The following is a 20,196-nucleotide window of genomic DNA, read 5'->3' on the forward strand; positions in this document are numbered from 1 at the left end:
GCTCAGCGGCCGATCCGCTCCAGCTTGGCCACCGACAGGTCGAGCACCTTCATGCCCGCCGCGCCAAAATTGATCTGCGCGCGCGCGTTGCTGCCGCCGCCTTCGATGTTGACGATCACGCCCTCGCCGAAGCGCGCGTGACTCACCGATTCCCCGATGCGCCAGCCGGTGCCGTTGCCGCTGGTCGACTTTTGCGCGATCTGCTTGGCGATGTGGTTGTCGGTGCCGCCTTCGCGGAACGTAGCGTCGTCCCATGCCGTCGTCGACTTGCGGCCCGCGAACCAGTTCGTCTGCACGCGCGGCGTCAGCCATTTCAGCGCGTGCTCCGGCAGCTCGTCGAAGAAGCGCGACTTCATGTTGAAGCGCGTCTGGCCGTGCAGCATGCGCTGTTGCGTAAAGCTCATGTACAGGCGCCGGCGCGCGCGCGTGATCGCCACGTACATCAGGCGGCGTTCCTCGTCCACGCCGTCCATCTCGCGCGCGCTGCTCTCGTGCGGGAACAGGCCCTCTTCCAGGCCCGTGATGAACACGGCGTCGAATTCCAGGCCCTTCGCAGAGTGCACGGTCATCAACTGGATCGCTTCCTGGCCGGCCTGCGCCTGGGCGTCGCCCGCTTCCAGCGATGCGTGCGCGAGGAAGGCGGACAGCGGCGACATCACGGCCGCCAGCGGCGCGTCGCCATCGAGCACCTCGACGCCGTCGCCGTCGACGATCGCCGTGCCGCTCGCCGCGGCCGCCTGCGGGCCGAGGTGGGCCGGAGCATGCGTACCAAAACCTTCTTCCTGCACGAACTGGGTGGCCGCACCGACCATCTGCTGCAAGTTCTCGATGCGTTCCTGGCCCTCTTTCTCGTTGCCGTAGTGCGCGAGCAGCGTGCTGCGCTCGAGCACGACGCGCACCATTTCCGGCAGCGGCAATTGCTGGGTCTCGAAGCGCGCGCTCTCGATCAGTTTCACGAAGTTGCCCAGCGCCGTGCCCGCCTTGCCCGTCATGTAGGGCACGGCCGCGTACAGCGACACGCGGTACGACTCCGCCGCCATCTGCAGCTGCTCGATCGAGCGGGCGCCGATGCCGCGCGTCGGGAAATTCACGACGCGCAGGAATGCCGAGTCGTTGTGCGGGTTGTCCATCAACTGCAGGTAGGCGATGGCGTGCTTGACCTCGGCGCGCTGGAAGTAGCGCAGGCCGCCGTACACGGTGTACGGCAGGCCGGCCGCGAACAGCGCGTGCTCGATCACGCGGCTCTGCGCGTTGGAGCGGTACAGCACGGCGATCTCGCTTTTCGACACGCCTTCGGCCATCAGGCTCTTCGCTTCGTCGATGATCCACTGCGCCTCTTCCAGGTCGGACGACGCTTCGTAGATGCGCACCGGCTCGCCCAGCCCCGCGTCCGTGCGCAGGTTCTTGCCGAGGCGTTTCGCGTTGTTCGAGATGAGGTGGTTGGCGCTGTCGAGGATATTGCCGTGCGAGCGGTAGTTCTGCTCCAGCTTGATCAGGTTCTTCACCTCGAAGTCGCGTTCGAACGCCTGCATATTGCCCACGTTCGCACCGCGGAACGCGTAGATGCTCTGGTCGTCGTCGCCGACGGCGAACAGGGCGCCGCCGCGCTGCTCGCCGTGGCCCGCCAGCAGCTTCAGCAGGTTGTATTGCAGGTCGTTGGTGTCCTGGAACTCGTCGACGAGGATGTGGCGGAAGCGCATCTGGTAATGCTGGCGCAGCGGGTGATTACGCTGCAGCAGTTCGTAGGCGCGCAGCAGCAGCTCGGCGAAGTCGACGACGCCTTCGCGCTGGCATTGCTGGTCGTACAGGTCGTACAGCTCGGCCATGCGTTTCTGCACGTGGTCGTACGCCTCGACCTCGTGCGCGCGCTGGCCCCGGTCCTTGGCATTGTTGATGAAGTACATCAGGTCCTTGGCCGGGTACTTCTCGTCGTCCACGTTCAGCGCTTTCAGCATGCGCTTGATCATCGACAGCTGGTCTTGCGAATCGAGGATCTGGAACGTCTGCGGCAGCGCGGCGTCGCGGTGGTGCGTGCGCAGCAGGCGGTTGCACAGGCCGTGGAACGTGCCGATCCACATGCCGCGGGTATTCACCGGCAGCATCGCCGAGAGGCGCGTGAGCATCTCCTTCGCGGCCTTGTTCGTAAACGTCACGGCCATGATGCCGGCCGGGGACACCTGCCCGGTCTGGATCAGCCAGGCGATGCGGGTGGTCAGCACCCGCGTCTTGCCGGACCCGGCGCCCGCGAGAATGAGGGCGCTCTGGGACGGCAGCGTGACGGCCGCCAGTTGTTCGGGGTTCAGATTGTCGAGGAGATTCATGAGGGCATTATAAAACGTCGGGGCGCCCTCGGCATCGCCGCGGCAGGATTTTTACTGATGATATATACAGTATCACAACATTCGGACACGCCTTTGCAAATGTTTCCGCAAGGCTCGCGGGCGCCGGGTTGATCGCTTTTGACGTACTTTTGACGACAGATGCGGTCCAGCTCCTGATGCGGGCATGGACCGGTTTTGTGTAACGCAAGCGAACGCAATAGCATAAGGAGGTAACAAATGCTGAACCGTGTAGTGACGGTCGCCGCGCTGGCCGTGGGCGGCATGATGCTGTCCAAAAAACTCAAAGGCAATAAATCGGGCATGGACTCGTCGATCATCGAAACCATCGAGGTCAACGTCCCCGTGCGTACCGCCTATAACCAGTGGACCCAGTTCGAGGACTTCCCGCAGTTCATGGGCAGCGTCCATGAAATCCGCCAGCTGGACGACAAGCACCTGCACTGGAAGGCCAACGTGGCCGGCGAAGAGAAGGAATGGGATGCCGAGATCACGGAACAGATCCCGGACAAGCGCATCGCCTGGCGCAGCACGAGCGGCGTGCCGAACGGCGGCGTGGTGTCCTTCCACAAGATCTCGGACGACGTCACCCGCATCACCCTGCAGATGGATTACCAGCCGGAAGGTGCGATCGAGAAGATCGGCGACGCCCTCGGCGCCGTCCGCCTGGAAGCCCGCGGTAACCTGCAGAAGTTCAAGGACCTGCTCGAGAAGCGCGGCAAGGAAACGGGCGCATGGCGCGGCAGCATCTCGCAGCACTGAGCACGACGCCTCTCATGAGCGCCGCCCGCCGGGCGGCGTTTTTTTTTTGGCAGGCGGACGTTGCGGACACGACCGACGGTGCGTTACCTAACACGGTACATGGGCGACCGGGGAGTAGGATGAAACCCTGACGGCATATCGGAATATGCCGGGCAACCGTTGAGGAGAAACCCATGGCAACGACAGACGACTCCGTACGGTCGAGGACGCAGGACGCGTTCCCCGTCGACAATCCCGTCCAGGCCCTACAGCGCGACCACGACCTGGTGCGCAAGCTCGCCGACGCGTACCGGAACACGCAAAGCGCCGACGTCCGGAAGCAGGCGGCGACCCAGCTGATCCAGGCGATCCACATGCACTCGCGCCTCGAGGAAGGCGTGTTCTATCCCGGCGTGCGCCGGGTGGACCCGAACCTGATCGCCCGCTTCGAGGAAGACCACCTCGCCGTCGACGACCTGCTGGCCACGCTGCAAGGCATGTCGCTGGACGAAGCCCGCACCGAGCCGCTGGTACGCGAACTCATCGATGCCGTCCTGAGCCATATCCGCCAGGAAGAAGAACAGCTATTCCCCGAACTCAAGCAGGCGGCGCTCGACCTGACGTCGATCGGGATGGAGATGCAGGCCTTCGAGGCCAATCTCGTGCATATGCAGGCGCAGCTGAGCGATCAGGCCACGCGGCGCTGAACGCGCCCTCTATTCACCGTCGTTCCCGCGCAGGCGGGAACCCATGCTGAGCATCCCCTGTCAGCTCAGTGTGGATCCCCGCTTCCGCGGGGATGACGGTCAAAATACCGTTACCATACGCGACACCGCTTTTCCTTCACCATCGACTGCCCCGCCTTGCACTGGAACGCCTGCTGGAACTGCGGCATATTGACCATCAGTCCATTGACGCGATAACGCCCCGGCGAGTGCGGGTCCGTCATCGCGCTCACGCGCAGGTTTTCCGGACGATTGTTTTCGCACGCCCATTGCGCGTAGCCGACAAAGAACCGCTGCTCCGGCGTGAGGCCGTCGCGCAACGGCTGCGGTTGCGCCTTCTGCGGCATCGCCGCCATCTCCGTTTGCCACGCCATCCAGCCAAGGATCAGCCCGCCCAGGTCGGCGACATCCTCGCCCAGCGTGAGCTTGCTGTTGATCTTGATATCGTCGACGACCGTGTACTGCGCGTACTGGTCGACGATGCACTGGGCCCGCTCCTCGAACGCCTTGGCATCCTTCTTCGTCCACCAATCCTTCAGGTTGCCGTCGGCGTCGAACTGGCGGCCTTCGTCGTCGAAGGCGTGCGTCAGTTCATGGCCGATGGTGCCGCCCGTGTTGCCGTAGTTCGGCGCGTCGTCCATCTTCGGATCGAACAGCGGCGGCTGCAGCACGCCCGCCGGAAAATTGATGTCGTTCATCTGCGGATCGAAGTACGCATTCACCGTCGGCGGCGTCATGCCCCACTCGGTGCGGTCGAGCGGCTGGCCGATCTTGGCCAGCTGGCGCCGTGCCTCGAACCGGTTGCCGCGTTCGACGTTGCCGGCGAAATCGCCCGCCTTCACGACGTAGGCGCTGTAGTCGCGCCACTTGTCCGGGTAGCCGATCTTGTTGACGATGGCGGCCAGCTTCGTTTGGGCCTGCTGCTTCGTCTCCGCGCTCATCCAGTCGAGTTCGTCGATGTCCTTCTTCATCGCGTCTTCGATCTGGCGCGTCATGTGCAGCGCCTTGTCCTTCAACTCGGGCGAGAATGCGCGGCCGACGAATTCCTGGCCCAGCGCTTCGCCGAGTTGATGGTCGACGAGCGCCACGCAGCGCTTCCAGCGCGGTTGCTGCTGCTGCACGCCGCGCAGCGTCTTGCTGAAGAAATCGAAGTGCTCGTTGTCGAAGTTCGACGCCAGCACCGGCGACATATTGCGCGCCACGTGCCAGCGCAGGTACGTGCGCGTGGCATCGAGGCCGTTCGTCGTCCACATCTTGCCGAGCGCCTTGAAGAACGCGGGTTCGGTGACGTTGAACGTGCCCAGGCCGCCCTCGCCCAGCTCGTCGAGGTAGGCGTGCCAGTCGAAGCCCGGCGTCAATGCCTGCAGGCCTTGCGCGTCGACCTTGTGGAACAGTTTATGCGGGTCGCGCTTGTCGACGGCCGACAGCGATGCCTTCGCCAGCGTCGTCTCTATCTGCATCACGCGTGCCGCGTTGCGCTGCGCGACCGCGGGCGTATCGCCCAGCAGCTTGAACGTGTTCGCAATGTGGGCGACGTATTTGGCGCGGATTTCCTTCGACCTGGCGTCGGTCTTGAGGTAAGCGTCGCGGTCCGGCAGGCCCAGGCCGCCCGCGACGGCGAACGCGATCACGCGCGAGGAATCCGCGAAATCCTGGCTCGACGAGAAGCCGAAGAACAGGCCCGGATCCGCGAGCGCCAGTTGCAGGCGCGCGAGCACGCGCGGCAGGTCGCGGTTCGAATGGATGGTTGCGATCTCGTCGAAGTACGGCGTCAGCGGCGCGGCGCCGCGCGCTTCGATGGCCTTTTCGTCCATGCAGGCGCCGAAGTAATCGCCGATCTTTTGCTGGTTCGCGTTGCGCCCGTCCTGGCGCTGCGCCAGGTCTTCGAGGATGCCCCACAGGTAGCGGCGGTTGTCCAACGCCAGCTTGCCGTACACGGACCAGCGCGCCTGGTCGGCGGGGATCGGATTGTTCTTGATCCAGCCGCCGCACGCGTACTGGTAAAAATCGACGCAGGGATCGGCGCTGCGGTCCATCGAGTTCACGTCCAGGCCCGGAGTGTACGGGAACGATGTGGCGGGACGCTCGGCCGGGGCCTGGGCGGTGGCGATGGAGGCGCATCCCGCCAGGACGGCGGAGACGGCAAGACGAAGAGACAATCGCATGAATATTCCTGGTAAGAATGGCAGAAAACGGGCCGCGTCGTGCGCGGCCCGTCATGCTGCCATGCTGTGGTCATTCATGCAATGCGATATCGCGGATCGCGTAACCCTCCGGCAAGGCGAACGTGGACGCCGGCACGTCGCCGAACTTGAGGTTGTCGACATGCGAGACGATGTCGCCGAACTCCGGCATGTTCAACTGGAGGTACACGACGGTCGCCAGATCGGTCGAAAACCACGTTTCCACCTTGTGCACGAGGGGCTTCTCGTTGCCCTGGGCGCCGGCGGGCACTGTGAATTCCGAACGGCTGCCGTTCGCCTTGACGCCGGCGATCACCTTCTCGCCCAGGTCGGTCGTCGCGCCCTGCGCGACGGGCGGCTGTACGGGCATCGGTTCGTCCAGCGCGGCGCCCTTCAGGCGCAGGACTTCCTTGCGCTCCGGGCAGACGAGGTAGACCGCATGTTGCGTCGGATCGGCGATGACGATGCGCTCCAGCCCGGACGACGACGACACCGTACGCGCGCGGCCGTCCTTATCGTAAGCATACGACACCTTCGTTTGCGACTTGACCGCGTTCCCGCCGGCGAGCGCGATGCTCGTGTCCGTCACGAAATCGTAGGTGTACGCCAGCGGCTTGTGGGCGCCGGTAAGCTGGTTGAGCCTGGCGACGGCAGCGTTGTACTCGACGCGAAGGCGTTGGGGGCTGAATTGATCGGCATGATGCGCCTGCATGATGCCCGTGATGTCGGGCCGCGTCATGTCTCCGGTCTGGGCGGCGGCGGGCAGGATCTGGCACGCGACCAGCAGGCTGAACAGGATTGCGGAAACTTTCATGGTCTTCCCTTTCATTCGTAAGCAATCAGCGGCGCACGATTTCGCGCACCGTATAGTCGGCAGGCACGGCAAACAGGGCCGTCGGCGGTTCGAGTCGGGAGAGGTTCCGCAGGTGCATCACGCTGTCCCCCATGAACGGGTTGGACATCCTCATCTCGAGGGGAATCCACAGGTCGCGCGCCATCCACATTTCAGTCGTGCTGATCATCGGCTTGACGTTGCCGGCCGCTCCCGCCGGCACGGTCACGGTCGTGTGCGTGCCGCTGGCCGTCAACCCCTCGATCTGCTTCGTGCCGAGCGAACGCGACTGGGCTACGGTGCCCGCAGCGTCGACGTTCAGCGCCGGCGCCAGTTGCTCGGCCACCTTCGCGGTGCCAGGCGCGGATGGCGCCGGACCGGTGGGCGCCGCGATGGCCATCCGGTAGCCCGTCTTCGTGTCCGGATACAGGCGATAGCTCATGCCCCCGACCGGATCCTGGATCTGCACGAGCGCCTTGCCATTCCATTCCGATTCCACCCGGGTGCGTCCATCGCTGTCGCGGTACAGCTTTTCCGTGTTGCGCTGGACGATGCGGTTGCCGTCGGCCAGCACCTTGACCGTTTCCGTCACGCGCTCGGCGGAATACGGCAGGCTGCGCACCGTGCAATCGTCGGTGCAGCGGGTCGACGCGCTGGTCCGTAACAGCATCACTTCCAGCGCTTCATTCGCCGCCCCGCCCTGCTGTGCATGGGCCAGCGGCGCCAGCGCAAGCAAAGCGAGGCCGGCGGACAGGAAAGTCCGTTTCATCACTCCTCCTTGGAAAAAACTTCAGTTCACGGCCAGCCGTATCGCCAGCGGTTCGCCCGTCCCCGCCACCAGCAGTTCGGCGTGGACCAGTTCGTGCGGTGCGTCCGCCACGATCGGAATCCCCATCTGCACAAGAGCCGCGCGCGGCAGGTTCGCCTGCTTCAATTGCGGATTCGGCGCGGCCGCCATGCGCTCCGGCGGCACGAGCGGCACGAACCCGACGTCGGCCGCCGCCAGCACGCGCACCACGCGGGGCGATGGCGCTGCCGTGGGCAGCAAACTCATGCCGGCAATGGCCAGCGCACACGCCGCCGCGCCGATGCCGGCCCAGGACGCGACCGCATCGGCGCTCCAACGGCGATACCACGGCCGCGGCGCGCGGCGTTGCCTGAAAGCGCGCAGCAAGGCCTCTTCCACGCGGTCCGGCGGCGCCGCCTGCACGAGCGTGCGGCGCGCGGCCTGCCATTCCGGCGAGGGGGCGTCGTCTTCGAATTCAAACCTGTTCATGCGATGTCCTTTGCGATGCTCCGGTACGGCGCGAGCGCCTGCGCCAGGGCGGTGCGGCCACGCGCCAGGCGCGACCGTACGGTGCCGATCTCCAGCTGGCAGATCTGGGCAATTTCCTGATACGACTTTTCGTGCAGCTCGAACAAGATCACCACGTCGCGGTAATGCGGCGCCAGCACAGCCAGCCCGCGGCGCAGATGCTCGACCGCTTCGTCATCGAGCAGCCGGGCCAGCGGCCCCGCCGCCGGATCGGCCGCTTCCCAGCCATCCTCGTCGTCGTCGCCCGCCGCCTGCACCCAGCGGCTGTTCTGGCGCGCATGGCTCAGGACGAGATTGCGGGCCACGCCGTACAGGAAATTGGCGAGCATGCCTTTCAACGGATCGAAGCCATAACTGTCGTTCAGCAAGCCCATGAACACGTCCTGGACGACGTCCGCCGCCACGTCCGGCGCGCCGCTGTGCAGCAGTGCGAAGCTGTACAAGCCGCTGCGGTGGCGCCGGTACAGGGTCTGGAATGCGGCCTCGTCGCCCTGTCGGATCGCGCGCAGCAGTTGTAAGTCGTCGGTCTCGTTCACGTCGGGTTCGTTCGTTCTTTACTTTTATTTGAACAGGATCGCCGAAAAGTTCCCGAATATTTACAAAAGATGAAAATGTAGTATTGCTACTGTTTACCTTGCGATAATTTTGTAGTTCAATAACAAAAACAACACCAAGGAAGCCCATGCACATCGCCCGTGACGCCGACCCCGCCCTGCTCCCTGCTCTCGCCGCCGGCGGCGTGCGCTTCGTCTTCGATGGCCCGGCAAACTTGCGCACCGTCGCGCTGGCCGGCACCTTCAACAGCTGGGTGGGCGACGCCTGCATGCTCGAACGCGTGACGCCGACCCGCTGGACCTGCACCCTGCCGCTGCCGCCCGGCCGCCACCTGTACAAATTCGTCCTCGACGACACGCACTGGATCGCCGATCCCGCCAACCCGTGGATGTCGGAAGATGGCCAGGGCAATTCCTGTGTCACCGTCTGCCTGGACGGCACCGTGTTCCTGCGCCGGCGCGGCCTGCGTGCGGAAGCGCCGGGCGTGCTGTACCGGAATCATCAAGCGTTGACGAGCCCCGCGTGGCTGCCCGACGCCGTGGTCTACCAGCTGTCGGTACGCGCGTTCGGCGGCGACTTCGACGGCGTGCGTGCGCGCCTCGGCCACCTTGCCGACCTGGGCGTGAACACGATCTGGATGATGCCGATCCACCCGATCGGCGTGGCCGGCCGGCGCGGCAGCCTGGGCGACCCGTATGCGGTGCGCGACTTCGAGGCCATCGACCCGGCGCTCGGCGACGAAGACGGCCTGCGGCGGCTGGTGGACGCGATCCACGCGCGCGGCATGCGCATCGTGTTCGACTGGACGCTGAACCGCAGCAGCGTCGACCATCCGCTGACGGTGACGAACCCCGACTGGTTCCAGCGCGACCGCGCAGGCAACGTGATGTACGCCGTGCCGCGCCGCGCGTATTTCGCCGGCTTCGATTTCAGCAATCCCGATCTGCGCCGCTACCTGGTCGATACGATGTGCCACTGGGTCGAACGCTTCGGCCTGGACGGCATGCGCTTCGACGATTCCGACATCACGCCGACGGATTTCCTGGACGAGATCCGCGCGGCGCTGGCCGCGGTGCGGCCCGACATCGCGCTGATCTCGCAGGCCTACGACGAATTCCACCATGTCGCGGCCTGCGACCTCACCTACGAAGGCGGCACGCGCGAGATGCTGCGCCGCGTGGCGCACGGGGAAGCGGCCGCGCGCGAGTTCGCGCAATACTGGAACGAATCGATCTACAGCTTCCCGCGCGGCGCGCTGCGCCTGCGCTGGCTGGAAGAGAAGGAACAGCCGCGCGCCGACGCGGTGTTCGGCCACGACGCGCACCTGGCCGCGGCAAGCGTGCTGCTGACGATGGACGGCGTGCCGCACATCCTGATGGGCCAGGAATTCGGCGAGTCCGGCTGGCGCGACTGGACGGTGTTGTTCGACGACTGGCGCCTCGACTGGTCGAAGTTCGACCACGCCGCATTCGCCCACTTCAGCGCCCTGGTCAATCTGCGCCGGCGCCACCCTGCCCTGCGCCGCGGCGCAACCGTCTTCATCGACGGCTTGCCGGACGGCGTCATCGGCATGGTGCGCAGCCTGGACGGCGAGCGCATTGGAGTCTATGCGAACCTGGCGTCGACGACGGCCGCCCTGCCGGATGGCATGGGCGTGCCGCTGTACGCCCGCGGCTGGGACCAGGACGCCGGCAGCCTGGATGCCCACGGCTGCCTCATCGCGCCGCTGCGCTGACGTTTCAAACCTGCGGCGCCGGCTGCGCCAGGCCCTTGTCCACAGCTTCGCGGATCAGGGCGCGCACGGTCTTGTCGGCCGTGCGGCTTTCCGCATCCATGCGCTTGCCGAGGGCGTCCATCTGCTTGCCCAGCGCATCCATCGGCTTGCCGGCATCGTTCATGCGGCGCTCGAGCGCGTGCATCTTCGCCTCGTCCGGCTTCGTACCTGCGGCAGCGCGTTCCATGTCCTTGCCGAGGGCGTCCATCACCTTGCCGTGCTTGTCCATTTCGCGGCCGCGGACGTCCATCTCCTTGCCGAGCTTGTCGACGGGTTCCCACGCCTTGCGTGCCCGCGCCAGCACGCCGGCATCCTGCACGATGTAAGGCTTGCCGCCGTCGCGGAACCATAAAAAGTCGCCGCTGATCCGCTTGCGCAGGGTCTTGATGGTCGACCAGTCGGCGCTGTCGCCCGTCATGCTGGTGCCGCGCTCGCCGTCGCGCACGAGTGCATAGGGCTCGCCGCGGTCGGCGGCGTGGGTGGGGATGACGGTCGCCAGGGCCAGCCCGGCGACAACGACGACATGCTTGATACGAGACATGGTTTTCCTCCGTGTGGACGCGCGTTGCGATGACAGCACGATAGCGGTGCGCGCGCTGTACCGCGACGCGCGTGCGACAGGCCGCAGGAAACGCGGAACAGACGGAGGAAATACGAGAAGGCGGCGCGGCCGGCGCCGCCGGGCCGGTCAAAACACCACGACCGAACGGATCGACTCGCCCTTCTTCATCAGGTCGAAGCCGTCGTTGATCTGGTCGAGCGTCAGATGGTGGGTGATGAGATCATCGATATTGATCTTGTTTTCCATGTACCAGTCGACGATCTTCGGCACGTCCGTACGGCCGCGCGCGCCGCCGAACGCGGAACCCTTCCACACGCGGCCCGTGACGAGCTGGAACGGACGCGTCGCGATTTCCTTGCCCGCTTCCGCCACGCCGATGATAATCGACTGGCCCCAGCCCTTGTGGCAGCACTCCAGCGCCTGGCGCATCGTCGTGACGTTGCCGATGCATTCGAACGAGTAATCCGCGCCGCCGTCCGTCAGCTGGACGATGGTGTCGACGACGTTCTCGACTTCCTTCGGATTGACGAAGTGCGTCATGCCGAACTTGCGCGCCATCTCTTCGCGGCCGGGGTTGAGGTCCACGCCGATGATTTTATCGGCGCCGACCATCCTGGCCGCCTGGATCACGTTCAGGCCGATGCCGCCCAGGCCGAACACGACGACGTTCGCGCCCGCCTCGACCTTCGCCGTGAAGATCACGGCGCCGATGCCCGTCGTGACGCCGCAGCCGATGTAGCAGATCTTGTCGAACGGCGCGTCCGAACGGACTTTCGCCAGCGCGATTTCCGGCACCACGATGTAGTTCGAGAAGGTGGACGTGCCCATGTAGTGGTAGATCGGCTTGCCGTCCAGCGAGAAGCGCGACGTCGCATCCGGCATCAGGCCGCGGCCCTGCGTCGAACGGATGGCCTGGCACAGGTTCGTCTTTTGCGACAGGCAGAATTTGCACTGGCGGCATTCCGGCGTGTACAGCGGGATGACGTGGTCGTCTTTACGGAGGCTCGTCACGCCCGGGCCGACGTCGACGACGACGCCGGCGCCCTCATGGCCCAGGATGGCCGGGAAGATGCCTTCCGGGTCGGCGCCGGACAGCGTGTAGTAGTCGGTATGGCAGATGCCCGTCGCCTTGACTTCGACGAGCACCTCGCCCGCCTTCGGGCCCTCGAGCTCGACCTCTTCGATCGTCAGCGGTTTCCCTGCCTGCCATGCAATCGCGGCCCTGGTTTTCATGTTGTCGGTCCCTGGAAGATGATGAAAGAAAGTTCGGCATGATACCAAGCCGGCGCAAAACCTACTTTGCCTTCAACCGTCCCGCGAACGCCCCGTGCAGGCTGTTGAGCAGTTCTTCCGCCGCCACGAGCTGCTCGGCCACTTCGTTGACCTTGCGCCGGCTCGAGCGCGCATGGTCGCGCAGCACCTCGAAGGCCGTGTTGCGGTCCGTCTGGTAGCGCGCCATCAGCAGCCCCACGGCCAGGCTCGTCTCGCGGCCCGCCGCCAGCGCCGCGTTCAGGTTCGCTTCGGTGCGGCGCAAGCGGCGGATCTCGTCGGCGCGGGCGAGCGCGGATTCGAACGCGGGCAACAGCCGCGCGGCGTCGACCGGCTTGACGACGAAGCCGACGGCGCCGTGGCTGGCGGCCTGGCGCGCCGTCTCGGCATCGTCGACCGACGACAGGAACATGAATGCGACCGACGTGTGCTCCTTGAGGCGGCGCGCCAGGTCGAGGCCGGACATGCCGGGCATGCTGATGTCGAGCAGGGCCAGCGCGATGTCGGCTTCGCGCTCGGCCACGCGCTGCAGCGCTTCGGCGGCGGATTCGGCCGTCATCGTCTCGTAACCGGAATGGTCCAGTACGGTTTTCAGGTAATCGAGCAGGAGGGGATCGTCGTCGACCAGCAGGATCAGCCGGCGGGGAGGCAGGTACGCGCTCATTGTGATGGTTCTCGCAGCGAAAGGTTGCACGCGACCGTTGCGGCGCGCAGTCGCATGGGCGCCTGCGGCGCGCCAAAAATATAACACGCTGACAAGCCGTCTCGTCAAAGAAATTCACAACCTCTGCGCTTACGCAACAACTGTTGCGCACGATTGAAATGCGATTGCATATGTATAACTTCTCAAAATAAACTGATTTCCGCTGCCCAAAGCGGGTAGCGAAGATGTATCGGTAGTTAGAGGAGTACGACCAATAAGCGGCGGCCCATAAGGCCAGCTGCGATAACGATATTTTCTTAGACGGAGAAAACACCGATGAATCAGAAATACACTCGCGCATCGAAGATAGTCCCGGCCCTCGGGCTGTGCGTGGCGGCCCTGGCCGTCGCGTTCTCGGGCAGTGTGTCGGCCGCGCCCGACACGACCCGCGTGATCGTCGCCTTCAAACCCGGCTCGGCTGCCAACATCAAGTCTGCCGTCGCGGCCGCCCGGGGCGCGGTCAAGCAGGAAATCTTCAACATGAACGCGATGGCCATCGAAGTGCCGACGGCCGCGCTGCAGGGCCTGCAGCACAATCCGAACGTCGAGTACGTCGAGGAAGACGTGATCCGCAAACCGTTCGCGCTGACGACGCCGTCGACCGGCGTACCGTACACGGCCGGCCAGCTGGTCCCGTACGGCATCAAGCAGGTGCAGGCCGACCAGTTGTCCGATGCGAACACGAGCAACCGCAAGATCTGCATCATCGACTCGGGCGTCGATTTCAGCCATGAAGACCTGAAGGACAACGGCGCCAACGTCACCGGCGAATACGATGCCGGCACCGGCTGGTGGTACACCGACGAAACCCACCACGGCACCCACGTGTTCGGCACCATCGCGGGCGTGAACAACGGCCTGGGTGTCGTCGGCGTGAACCCGAACAAGCAGCTCAAGCTGCACATCGTGAAAGTGTTCGGCAAGGACGGCGCGTGGACCTACTCGTCGACCCTGGCCAACGCCGCCAACAAGTGCGGCGCGGCGGGCGCGAACGTCATCACGATGTCGCTGGGCGGCGGCGCCAAGAGCATGACCGAACAGCGCGCGTTCGACAGCCTGCAGACCAAGGGCGTCCTCTCGATCGCGGCGGCGGGCAACGACGGCAATTCGACGACGTCGTACCCGGCCGGCTACGCCAGCGTGATGTCGGTGGCGGCCGTGGACGAAAACAAGGTCGTCGCCTCGTTCTCACAATACAACAAGGACGTCGAGATCGCCGGTCCGGGCGTGGCCGTGCTGTCGACCGTCCCGATGGGCACCGGCGTCGACACCGCCCTGACGGTCGGCTCGACGAACTACGCCTCGTCGGCGATGGAAGGCTCGCCCGTCAAGACCGCGACGGCGCCGCTGGCCGACTTCGGCATCGGCGACACCGTCAACTCGTCCGTTTCCGGCAAGGTCTGCCTGATCCAGCGCGGCACCGTCGACTTCGCGACCAAGGTCGCCAACTGCCAGAACAGCGGCGGCGTCGGCGCGATCGTCTACAACAACGTGGCGGGCGCATTCGGCGGTACGCTGGGCACGACCGTCACGACGATCCCGTCACTGACCGCCTCCGACACGGACGGCGCCGCGATGAAGGCGCAGCTGGGCCAGAGCGCGACGGTGGCCGTGAAGGCATCGAACTACGCCTACTTCGACGGCACCTCGATGGCCACGCCGCACGTGTCGGCCGTCGCCGCACTGGTGTGGAGCTACTTCCCGACCTGCACGGGCGCCCAGATCCGCACGTCGCTGGACAACAGCGCGCTCGACCTGGGCACGGCCGGCCGCGACACCAAGTACGGCTACGGTCTGGTGCAGGCCAAGGCGGCGTACGATCGCATCAAGTCGCTGGGCTGCGGTAAATAATCCGTCGTTTTGCGGCACGAGGAAGGGGCGCCACGAGCGCCCCTTTTCATTTACAGCCGCGTAAAGCATCTATAATGGTCGTTTTCGCATTTTCAGCCCATACAGCCTATACAGCCACATCATGGAATTAGCCAAGTCTTTCGAGCCAGTCGACATCGAACAATTCTGGCGCACGGAATGGGAACAGCGCGGTTACTTCGCCGCGTCGATGGACGACGGCAAGCCGTCGTTCAGCATCCAGCTGCCGCCGCCGAACGTGACGGGCACCCTGCACATGGGCCACGCCTTCAACCAGACCGTCATGGATGGCCTGACCCGCTACTACCGCATGCGTGGCTTCAACACGGCATGGATCCCGGGCACCGACCACGCCGGCATCGCCACCCAGATCGTCGTGGAGCGCCAGCTTGACGCGCAAAAGATCTCGCGCCATGACCTGGGCCGCGAAGCCTTCGTCGAGAAGGTCTGGGAGTGGAAGGAAAAGTCGGGCAGCACGATCACGGGCCAGATGCGCCGCCTGGGCGCCTCGGCCGACTGGAACCGCGAATACTTCACGATGGACGAGCCGCGCTCGAAGACCGTCACCGAAGTGTTCGTGCGCCTGTTCGAACAGGGCCTGATCTACCGCGGCAAGCGCCTCGTCAACTGGGACCCGGTGCTGGGCACTGCGGTCTCCGACCTCGAAGTGGTATCGGAAGAAGAAGACGGCTCGATGTGGTACATCCAGTACCCGCTGGCGGACGGCAGCGGCCACCTGACGGTCGCGACGACGCGTCCGGAGACGATGCTGGGCGACGTCGCCGTCGCCGTCGACCCGACCGACGAACGCTACACGCACCTGCACGGCAAAATGCTCAAGCTGCCGCTCGTCGGCCGCGAGATCCCCGTCATCGCCGACAGCTACGTGGATAAAGCGTTCGGCACCGGCTGCGTGAAGATCACGCCGGCGCACGACTTCAACGACTACGCGGTCGGCCAGCGCCATAACCTGCCGATGCCGTCGATCATGACGCTCATTGCTACGATCACGGACGACGCGCCGGAAGCCTACCGCGGCCTGGACCGCTTCGAAGCGCGCAAGAAGATCGTCGCCGACCTCGAAGCGCAAGGCCTGCTGGAACAGGTCAAGCCGCACAAGCTGCAGGTGCCGCGCGGCGACCGCACGGGCGTCGTCATCGAGCCGATGCTGACGGACCAGTGGTTCGTCGCGATGAGCAAGCCGGCGCCGGAAGGCACGCACAATCCGGGCAAGTCGATCACCGACGTGGCGCTGGAAAAGGTCGCGAGCGGCGAGATCAGGTTCGTCCCGGAGAACTGGACGACCACGTACAACCAGTGGCTGAACAACATCCAGGACTGGTGCATCTCGCGCCAGCTGTGGTGGGGCCACCGCATCCCGGCCTGGTACGGTCCGAACGGCGAAGTCGTCGTCGCCCGCAACGAGGAAGAAGCGCAGCAGAAGGCGGCGGCGGCCGGCGTCCAGGGTGAACTGAAACGCGACGACGACGTGCTGGACACGTGGTTCTCGTCCGCGCTCGTCCCGTTCTCGACGGTCGGCTGGCCGGAGCAGACGAAGGACATGGAGATGTTCCTGCCCTCCTCCGTGCTCGTCACCGGCTTCGACATCATCTTCTTCTGGGTCGCGCGCATGGTCATGATGACGGCGCACTTCACCGGCAAGGTCCCGTTCAAGACCGTGTACGTGCACGGCCTCGTGCGCGATTCGTCGGGCCAGAAGATGTCGAAATCGAAGGGCAACACGCTCGACCCGATCGACCTGATCGACGGCATCGACGTGGAATCGCTCGTCGCCAAGCGCACGACGGGCCTGATGAATCCGAAAGCCGCCGAGAAGATCGCCAAGGCGACGCGCAAGGAATTCCCGGACGGGATCCCTGCATTCGGCACGGACGCCGTGCGCTTCACGATGGCGAGCTACGCGTCCCTCGGCCGCAACATCAACTTCGACCTGGGCCGCTGCGAAGGCTACCGCAACTTCTGCAACAAGCTGTGGAACGCCACCCGCTTCGTGCTGATGAACACCGAGGGTAAAGACTGCGGCAAGCCGGACGCCGCCGACTACTCGCAGGCCGACCGCTGGATCATCTCGCGCCTGAACCGCGTCGAGCTGGACGTGGCGAAGGGCTTCGAGGATTACCGCTTCGACAACATCGCCAATTCGATTTACAGCTTCGTCTGGGACGAGTACTGCGACTGGTACCTGGAGCTGGCCAAGGTGCAGGTCCAGCAGGGCACGGAAGCGCAGCAGCGCGCCACCCGCCACACCCTGCTGCGCGTGCTGGAAGTCGTGCTGCGCCTCGCGCATCCGATCATCCCGTTCGTCACCGAAGCGCTGTGGCAGGCCGTCGCGCCGCTGGCCGGCAAAACCGGCGACACGATCATGCTGCAGCCGTACCCGATCGCCGACGAGTCGTTGATCGACGCGGATGCGGAAAGCTGGATGGACCAGTTCAAGAAGGTCACCGACGCGACCCGCAACCTGCGCGGCGAAATGAAGCTGTCGCCGTCCGTGCGCGTGCCGCTGATCGTCGAGCCGGCGAACGATGCCGACCGCGCGGCCGCACAAGGCTTCGCGCCTTACGTCGCGCTGCTGGCCAAGCTGTCGGAAGTGCAGATCGTCGATGCGCTGCCGGATTCGCCGGCCGCCGTCGCCATCGTCGGCACGACCAAGCTGATGCTGAAGGTGGAGATCGACGTCGCCGCCGAACGCGAGCGCCTGAAAAAGGAGATCGTGCGCATCGAAGGCGAGATCGCCAAGGCGAATGGCAAGCTGTCCAGCGAAAGCTTCGTCGCCCGCGCACCGGCGGCCGTCGTCGCGCAGGAACGCGAGCGCCTGGACAACTTCAGCGCCACGCTGGCCAAGCTGAACGAGCAGTTCGCCAAGCTGCCGCCGGCCTGATGCCGTAGACGCCCCAATGAACGACGCGCCGGCTCGACACCGGCGCGTTTTTTTATCGGATCACGCCCATGACGACTGCCCACTTCGCACAACTGGCCGCCTACAACGAATGGATGAACCGGAAGCTGTACGGCGCGGCCGCCGCGCTGCCGGCGGAGCGCCTGCATGAAGACCGGGGCGCGTTCTTCGGGTCGGTCTTCGGCACGCTGAACCACCTCGTGATCGCGGACCTCATCTGGTTCAAGCGCATCGCGGCCGGCGTGCCGGGCCTGGCATCGCTGCAGTGCCTGGACGAGCTGCCCCGTCCCACCTCGCTGGACCACCGGCTGTGCGCGACGCTGCCCGAGCTGGACGCGCTGCGCGTGCAGCTGGACGCGGCCATCAGCGCCTTCTGCGCGGAGGTGCGGGACGCGCGCCTGGACGGCGCGCTCACGTGGACCTCCATGAAAGGGATCGCCAGCACCAAGCGCCTGGGCGACTTGCTGCTGCACGTGTTCAACCACCAGACGCATCACCGGGGCCAGGCCACGACGCTGTTCTCGCAGATGGGCGTCGACGTCGGTCCGACGGACATCCTCCTGCTGTTGCCGGACGTGGCTTGACGCGGATGGCCCTTACGCGGCGGCCTATCGATGCTCGCCGCATGACCCGCGCTGGCCTACGCCATCAAAACGTTTCCCACGCCTCGTCCTCCACCGCGGTTGTCCGCTTCGCGGCGGATGGCGCACCCGCGCTCGCCGCGCCGGTCGCTCGCCGCGCGGGCGCGGACAGTGCGCGCACCGGGGCGTCCGGCTTCGTTCCCGGGCTCGTGACGGACGCACGATGACGTTGACGCTGGCCCGGCACCTCGTCCAGCACGAACACGTCCACGACGCCGCTCAGCGCACCGACCTGGTCCAGCAGCGACGTGGCGGCGGCAGTGGCTTCCTCGACCAGGGCCACGTTCTGCTGCGTGATCGAATCCATCTGTCCGATCGCCTCGTTGATCTGGTCGAGCCCGGAAGTCTGTTCCTGGCTCGCCTGGGTGATTTCGCCCATGATGTCCGTCACGCGCTGGATGCCGCTGACGATCTCTTTCATCGTGACACCGGCCTCGTCGACCAGGCGCGCGCCGCTGTCGACCTTGCTCACGGAATCGCCGATCAGTTGTTTGATTTCCTTCGCGGCGCCGGCCGAGCGCTGGGCCAGGTTGCGCACCTCGGACGCGACGACCGCGAAGCCACGGCCCTGCTCGCCGGCCCGGGCCGCCTCCACCGCCGCGTTCAGCGCGAGGATATTGGTCTGGAACGCGATCCCGTCGATGACGCCGATGATGTCCACGATCTTGCGCGAGGACTCGTTGATCGAACCCATCGTGTCCACCACTTGCGCCACGAGGCCGCCGCCGCGCACCGCCACCTCCGACGCCGATACCGCCAACTGATTGGCCTGGCGCGCGTTGTCGGCGTTCTGGCGTACCGTGCCGGTCAGCTCTTCCATCGACGCGGCGGTCTGTTCCAGCGAACTGGCCTGGCCGCAAGTACGTTCCGACAGGTCCATGTTGCCGGCCGCGATCTGGGTGGAGGCGCTGGAAATGGTGTGGGTACTGGTGCGCACTTCCGCCACGATACCGGCCAGGTTGGCTTTCATTTGGGACAGGGCCGCCAGCAGGGTGCCGATTTCGTTGTTGCCACGCGCCTCGATCCGTCCGGTCAGGTCGCCCGCGGCAACGCGGGACGCGATGGCGGTTGCTTCGCCAAGCGGCGCCGAGATCCCACGGATCATCGCCGCGCCCACGGCGACGCCGACCAGCGCGGCCAGCAACAGCACGCCGCCCGCCAGATACGCGGTGTGGCGCAGGCTGTCGGCGACGTCCGCCTCGTTGGTGGCCGCGCGCGCCTCGGACGCGTGCGTGAGCGCCGCCATGGCTTCGTCACCGATCCGGTACGACGGATTGATCTTCTTGATCAGGATTGTTTCCGCACCGTCCCAGTCACCCGCCCGGATCGCGTCGGACGCCGCCTTGATATGCGCCACGCCCAGATTATCGCTCTTGGCGAACCATTCCTCGGCCAGGCGCTTTTCCTCGCCATTGCGGATTGACCCACTGTACTTCGTCCACTTGTCGGTCGTGGCGTTCGCCAGGGCATCGATCTGGGTGAAATGCACGGTCAGCGGGTGGTCATGCAGCTGCGACCAGGACAGCGTCGGGTTATGCTGCAAGGCCTGGAGGATCTGGCTGCGCGCCAGCTCCATGTCGAGGCGGATCGACTTTTGGTCGTAAGCGCTTTTCTGGTCCGCCAGGATCACGTGGCGGATCAGGCCGACCGACCGGTCCGCGCCGTACAAGCCCATGACGCCAATCACCAGCATCAGCGCGACGAGCAAGCTCAATGCCGTCACGACGAGCGTCTTAATCTTCATATTATTTAACATTTTCATTCCTCG

16 protein-coding genes are annotated in these 20,196 nt (G+C 65.4%); 6 read left to right on the forward strand and 10 right to left on the reverse strand.

What is annotated here, in order from left to right; all coding sequences use genetic code 11:
• Nucleotides 1–2: 2 nt before the first annotated feature.
• Nucleotides 3–2,321 carry a UvrD-helicase domain-containing protein gene (locus QPK29_RS09860; protein WP_056122416.1) on the reverse strand — a complete coding sequence of 773 codons (2,319 nt, stop codon included), beginning with the start codon at nucleotides 2,319–2,321 and terminating at the stop codon, nucleotides 3–5.
• 237 nt (nucleotides 2,322–2,558) lie between these two features.
• On the opposite strand from QPK29_RS09860, the gene QPK29_RS09865 reads away from it, so the two are divergent.
• The gene (locus QPK29_RS09865; RefSeq protein WP_082577021.1) at nucleotides 2,559–3,101 is read left to right on the forward strand and encodes an SRPBCC family protein; all 543 of its coding nucleotides are present in this window, start codon (nucleotides 2,559–2,561) and stop codon (nucleotides 3,099–3,101) included.
• 173 nt (nucleotides 3,102–3,274) lie between these two features.
• Nucleotides 3,275–3,787 (forward strand): hemerythrin domain-containing protein, encoded by a 513-nt coding sequence (locus QPK29_RS09870; RefSeq protein WP_371768767.1) that lies wholly within the window; start codon nucleotides 3,275–3,277, stop codon nucleotides 3,785–3,787.
• Nucleotides 3,788–3,897: 110 nt separating this feature from the next.
• Here QPK29_RS09870 and QPK29_RS09875 read toward each other — a convergent pair whose 3' ends face one another.
• The 5 genes from QPK29_RS09875 to QPK29_RS09895 all read right to left on the reverse strand — a co-directional run bounded on the left by QPK29_RS09875 (nucleotide 3,898) and on the right by QPK29_RS09895 (nucleotide 8,671).
• The gene (locus tag QPK29_RS09875; protein ID WP_371768768.1) at nucleotides 3,898–5,970 is read right to left on the reverse strand and encodes a M13 family metallopeptidase; all 2,073 of its coding nucleotides are present in this window, start codon (nucleotides 5,968–5,970) and stop codon (nucleotides 3,898–3,900) included.
• A gap of 70 nt (nucleotides 5,971–6,040) precedes the next feature.
• Nucleotides 6,041–6,802 carry a hypothetical protein gene (locus QPK29_RS09880; protein ID WP_160409690.1) on the reverse strand — a complete coding sequence of 254 codons (762 nt, stop codon included), beginning with the start codon at nucleotides 6,800–6,802 and terminating at the stop codon, nucleotides 6,041–6,043.
• A 25-nt stretch (nucleotides 6,803–6,827) separates the two neighbouring features.
• Entirely contained in the window at nucleotides 6,828–7,589 is a 762-nt protein-coding gene (locus tag QPK29_RS09885) for a hypothetical protein (protein WP_160409691.1), read from the reverse strand.
• A 21-nt stretch (nucleotides 7,590–7,610) separates the two neighbouring features.
• Complete coding sequence (locus tag QPK29_RS09890; protein WP_160409692.1) at nucleotides 7,611–8,096, reverse strand: hypothetical protein; 486 nt, start codon at nucleotides 8,094–8,096, stop codon at nucleotides 7,611–7,613.
• Nucleotides 8,093–8,671, reverse strand: a complete 579-nt coding sequence (locus tag QPK29_RS09895; RefSeq protein ID WP_160409693.1) for an RNA polymerase sigma factor — start codon at nucleotides 8,669–8,671, stop codon at nucleotides 8,093–8,095. The genes QPK29_RS09890 and QPK29_RS09895 overlap by 4 nt, the downstream gene beginning before the upstream one ends.
• 146 nt (nucleotides 8,672–8,817) lie before the next feature.
• Between QPK29_RS09895 and QPK29_RS09900 the strand changes: the two genes are divergently transcribed.
• Nucleotides 8,818–10,425: an alpha-amylase family glycosyl hydrolase gene (locus QPK29_RS09900; RefSeq protein WP_371768769.1), complete on the forward strand. Its 1,608-nt coding sequence runs from the start codon at nucleotides 8,818–8,820 to the stop codon at nucleotides 10,423–10,425.
• A gap of 4 nt (nucleotides 10,426–10,429) precedes the next feature.
• Here the strand turns inward: QPK29_RS09900 and QPK29_RS09905 are convergent, their stop codons facing one another.
• The 3 genes from QPK29_RS09905 to QPK29_RS09915 all read right to left on the reverse strand — a co-directional run bounded on the left by QPK29_RS09905 (nucleotide 10,430) and on the right by QPK29_RS09915 (nucleotide 12,959).
• Nucleotides 10,430–11,005, reverse strand: a complete 576-nt coding sequence (locus tag QPK29_RS09905) for a hypothetical protein (RefSeq protein ID WP_371768770.1) — start codon at nucleotides 11,003–11,005, stop codon at nucleotides 10,430–10,432.
• Between the two features lie 147 nt (nucleotides 11,006–11,152).
• Nucleotides 11,153–12,259 (reverse strand): S-(hydroxymethyl)glutathione dehydrogenase/class III alcohol dehydrogenase, encoded by a 1,107-nt coding sequence (locus QPK29_RS09910; RefSeq protein WP_056122403.1) that lies wholly within the window; start codon nucleotides 12,257–12,259, stop codon nucleotides 11,153–11,155.
• Between the two features lie 61 nt (nucleotides 12,260–12,320).
• The gene (locus tag QPK29_RS09915) at nucleotides 12,321–12,959 is read right to left on the reverse strand and encodes an ANTAR domain-containing response regulator (RefSeq protein ID WP_056122401.1); all 639 of its coding nucleotides are present in this window, start codon (nucleotides 12,957–12,959) and stop codon (nucleotides 12,321–12,323) included.
• A 315-nt stretch (nucleotides 12,960–13,274) separates the two neighbouring features.
• Here QPK29_RS09915 and QPK29_RS09920 point away from each other — a divergent pair, with 315 nt between their 5' ends.
• From QPK29_RS09920 to QPK29_RS09930, 3 genes are all read left to right on the forward strand, one after another.
• Nucleotides 13,275–14,849, forward strand: a complete 1,575-nt coding sequence (locus QPK29_RS09920) for a S8 family serine peptidase (RefSeq protein ID WP_056122398.1) — start codon at nucleotides 13,275–13,277, stop codon at nucleotides 14,847–14,849.
• Between the two features lie 121 nt (nucleotides 14,850–14,970).
• Complete coding sequence (locus QPK29_RS09925) at nucleotides 14,971–17,769, forward strand: valine--tRNA ligase (protein ID WP_371768771.1); 2,799 nt, start codon at nucleotides 14,971–14,973, stop codon at nucleotides 17,767–17,769.
• A 68-nt stretch (nucleotides 17,770–17,837) separates the two neighbouring features.
• Entirely contained in the window at nucleotides 17,838–18,371 is a 534-nt protein-coding gene (locus QPK29_RS09930; protein ID WP_371768772.1) for a DinB family protein, read from the forward strand.
• A gap of 64 nt (nucleotides 18,372–18,435) precedes the next feature.
• Here the strand turns inward: QPK29_RS09930 and QPK29_RS09935 are convergent, their stop codons facing one another.
• Nucleotides 18,436–20,172, reverse strand: a complete 1,737-nt coding sequence (locus QPK29_RS09935) for a methyl-accepting chemotaxis protein (RefSeq protein ID WP_371768773.1) — start codon at nucleotides 20,170–20,172, stop codon at nucleotides 18,436–18,438.
• Between the last annotated feature and the right edge of the window lie 24 nt (nucleotides 20,173–20,196).

The organism is Massilia orientalis (assembly GCF_030411975.2).
In the GTDB taxonomy this organism is placed as follows: Bacteria; Pseudomonadota; Gammaproteobacteria; order Burkholderiales; family Burkholderiaceae_D; genus Telluria; species Telluria orientalis.

What these genes read in the sequence shown, in the direction of transcription:
- QPK29_RS09885 (WP_160409691.1), bottom strand. Translation starts at nt 7,589, where the DNA reads ATGAAACGGACTTTCCTGTCCGCCGGCCTCGCTTTGCTTGCGCTGGCG.
- QPK29_RS09860 (WP_056122416.1), bottom strand. Translation starts at nt 2,321, where the DNA reads ATGAATCTCCTCGACAATCTGAACCCCGAACAACTGGCGGCCGTCACG.
- QPK29_RS09920 (WP_056122398.1), top strand. Translation starts at nt 13,275, where the DNA reads ATGAATCAGAAATACACTCGCGCATCGAAGATAGTCCCGGCCCTCGGG.
- QPK29_RS09925 (WP_371768771.1), top strand. Translation starts at nt 14,971, where the DNA reads ATGGAATTAGCCAAGTCTTTCGAGCCAGTCGACATCGAACAATTCTGG.
- QPK29_RS09875 (WP_371768768.1), bottom strand. Translation starts at nt 5,970, where the DNA reads ATGCGATTGTCTCTTCGTCTTGCCGTCTCCGCCGTCCTGGCGGGATGC.
- QPK29_RS09910 (WP_056122403.1), bottom strand. Translation starts at nt 12,259, where the DNA reads ATGAAAACCAGGGCCGCGATTGCATGGCAGGCAGGGAAACCGCTGACG.
- QPK29_RS09900 (WP_371768769.1), top strand. Translation starts at nt 8,818, where the DNA reads ATGCACATCGCCCGTGACGCCGACCCCGCCCTGCTCCCTGCTCTCGCC.
- QPK29_RS09890 (WP_160409692.1), bottom strand. Translation starts at nt 8,096, where the DNA reads ATGAACAGGTTTGAATTCGAAGACGACGCCCCCTCGCCGGAATGGCAG.
- QPK29_RS09935 (WP_371768773.1), bottom strand. Translation starts at nt 20,172, where the DNA reads ATGAAGATTAAGACGCTCGTCGTGACGGCATTGAGCTTGCTCGTCGCG.
- QPK29_RS09880 (WP_160409690.1), bottom strand. Translation starts at nt 6,802, where the DNA reads ATGAAAGTTTCCGCAATCCTGTTCAGCCTGCTGGTCGCGTGCCAGATC.
- QPK29_RS09870 (WP_371768767.1), top strand. Translation starts at nt 3,275, where the DNA reads ATGGCAACGACAGACGACTCCGTACGGTCGAGGACGCAGGACGCGTTC.
- QPK29_RS09905 (WP_371768770.1), bottom strand. Translation starts at nt 11,005, where the DNA reads ATGTCTCGTATCAAGCATGTCGTCGTTGTCGCCGGGCTGGCCCTGGCG.
- QPK29_RS09915 (WP_056122401.1), bottom strand. Translation starts at nt 12,959, where the DNA reads ATGAGCGCGTACCTGCCTCCCCGCCGGCTGATCCTGCTGGTCGACGAC.
- QPK29_RS09930 (WP_371768772.1), top strand. Translation starts at nt 17,838, where the DNA reads ATGACGACTGCCCACTTCGCACAACTGGCCGCCTACAACGAATGGATG.
- QPK29_RS09865 (WP_082577021.1), top strand. Translation starts at nt 2,559, where the DNA reads ATGCTGAACCGTGTAGTGACGGTCGCCGCGCTGGCCGTGGGCGGCATG.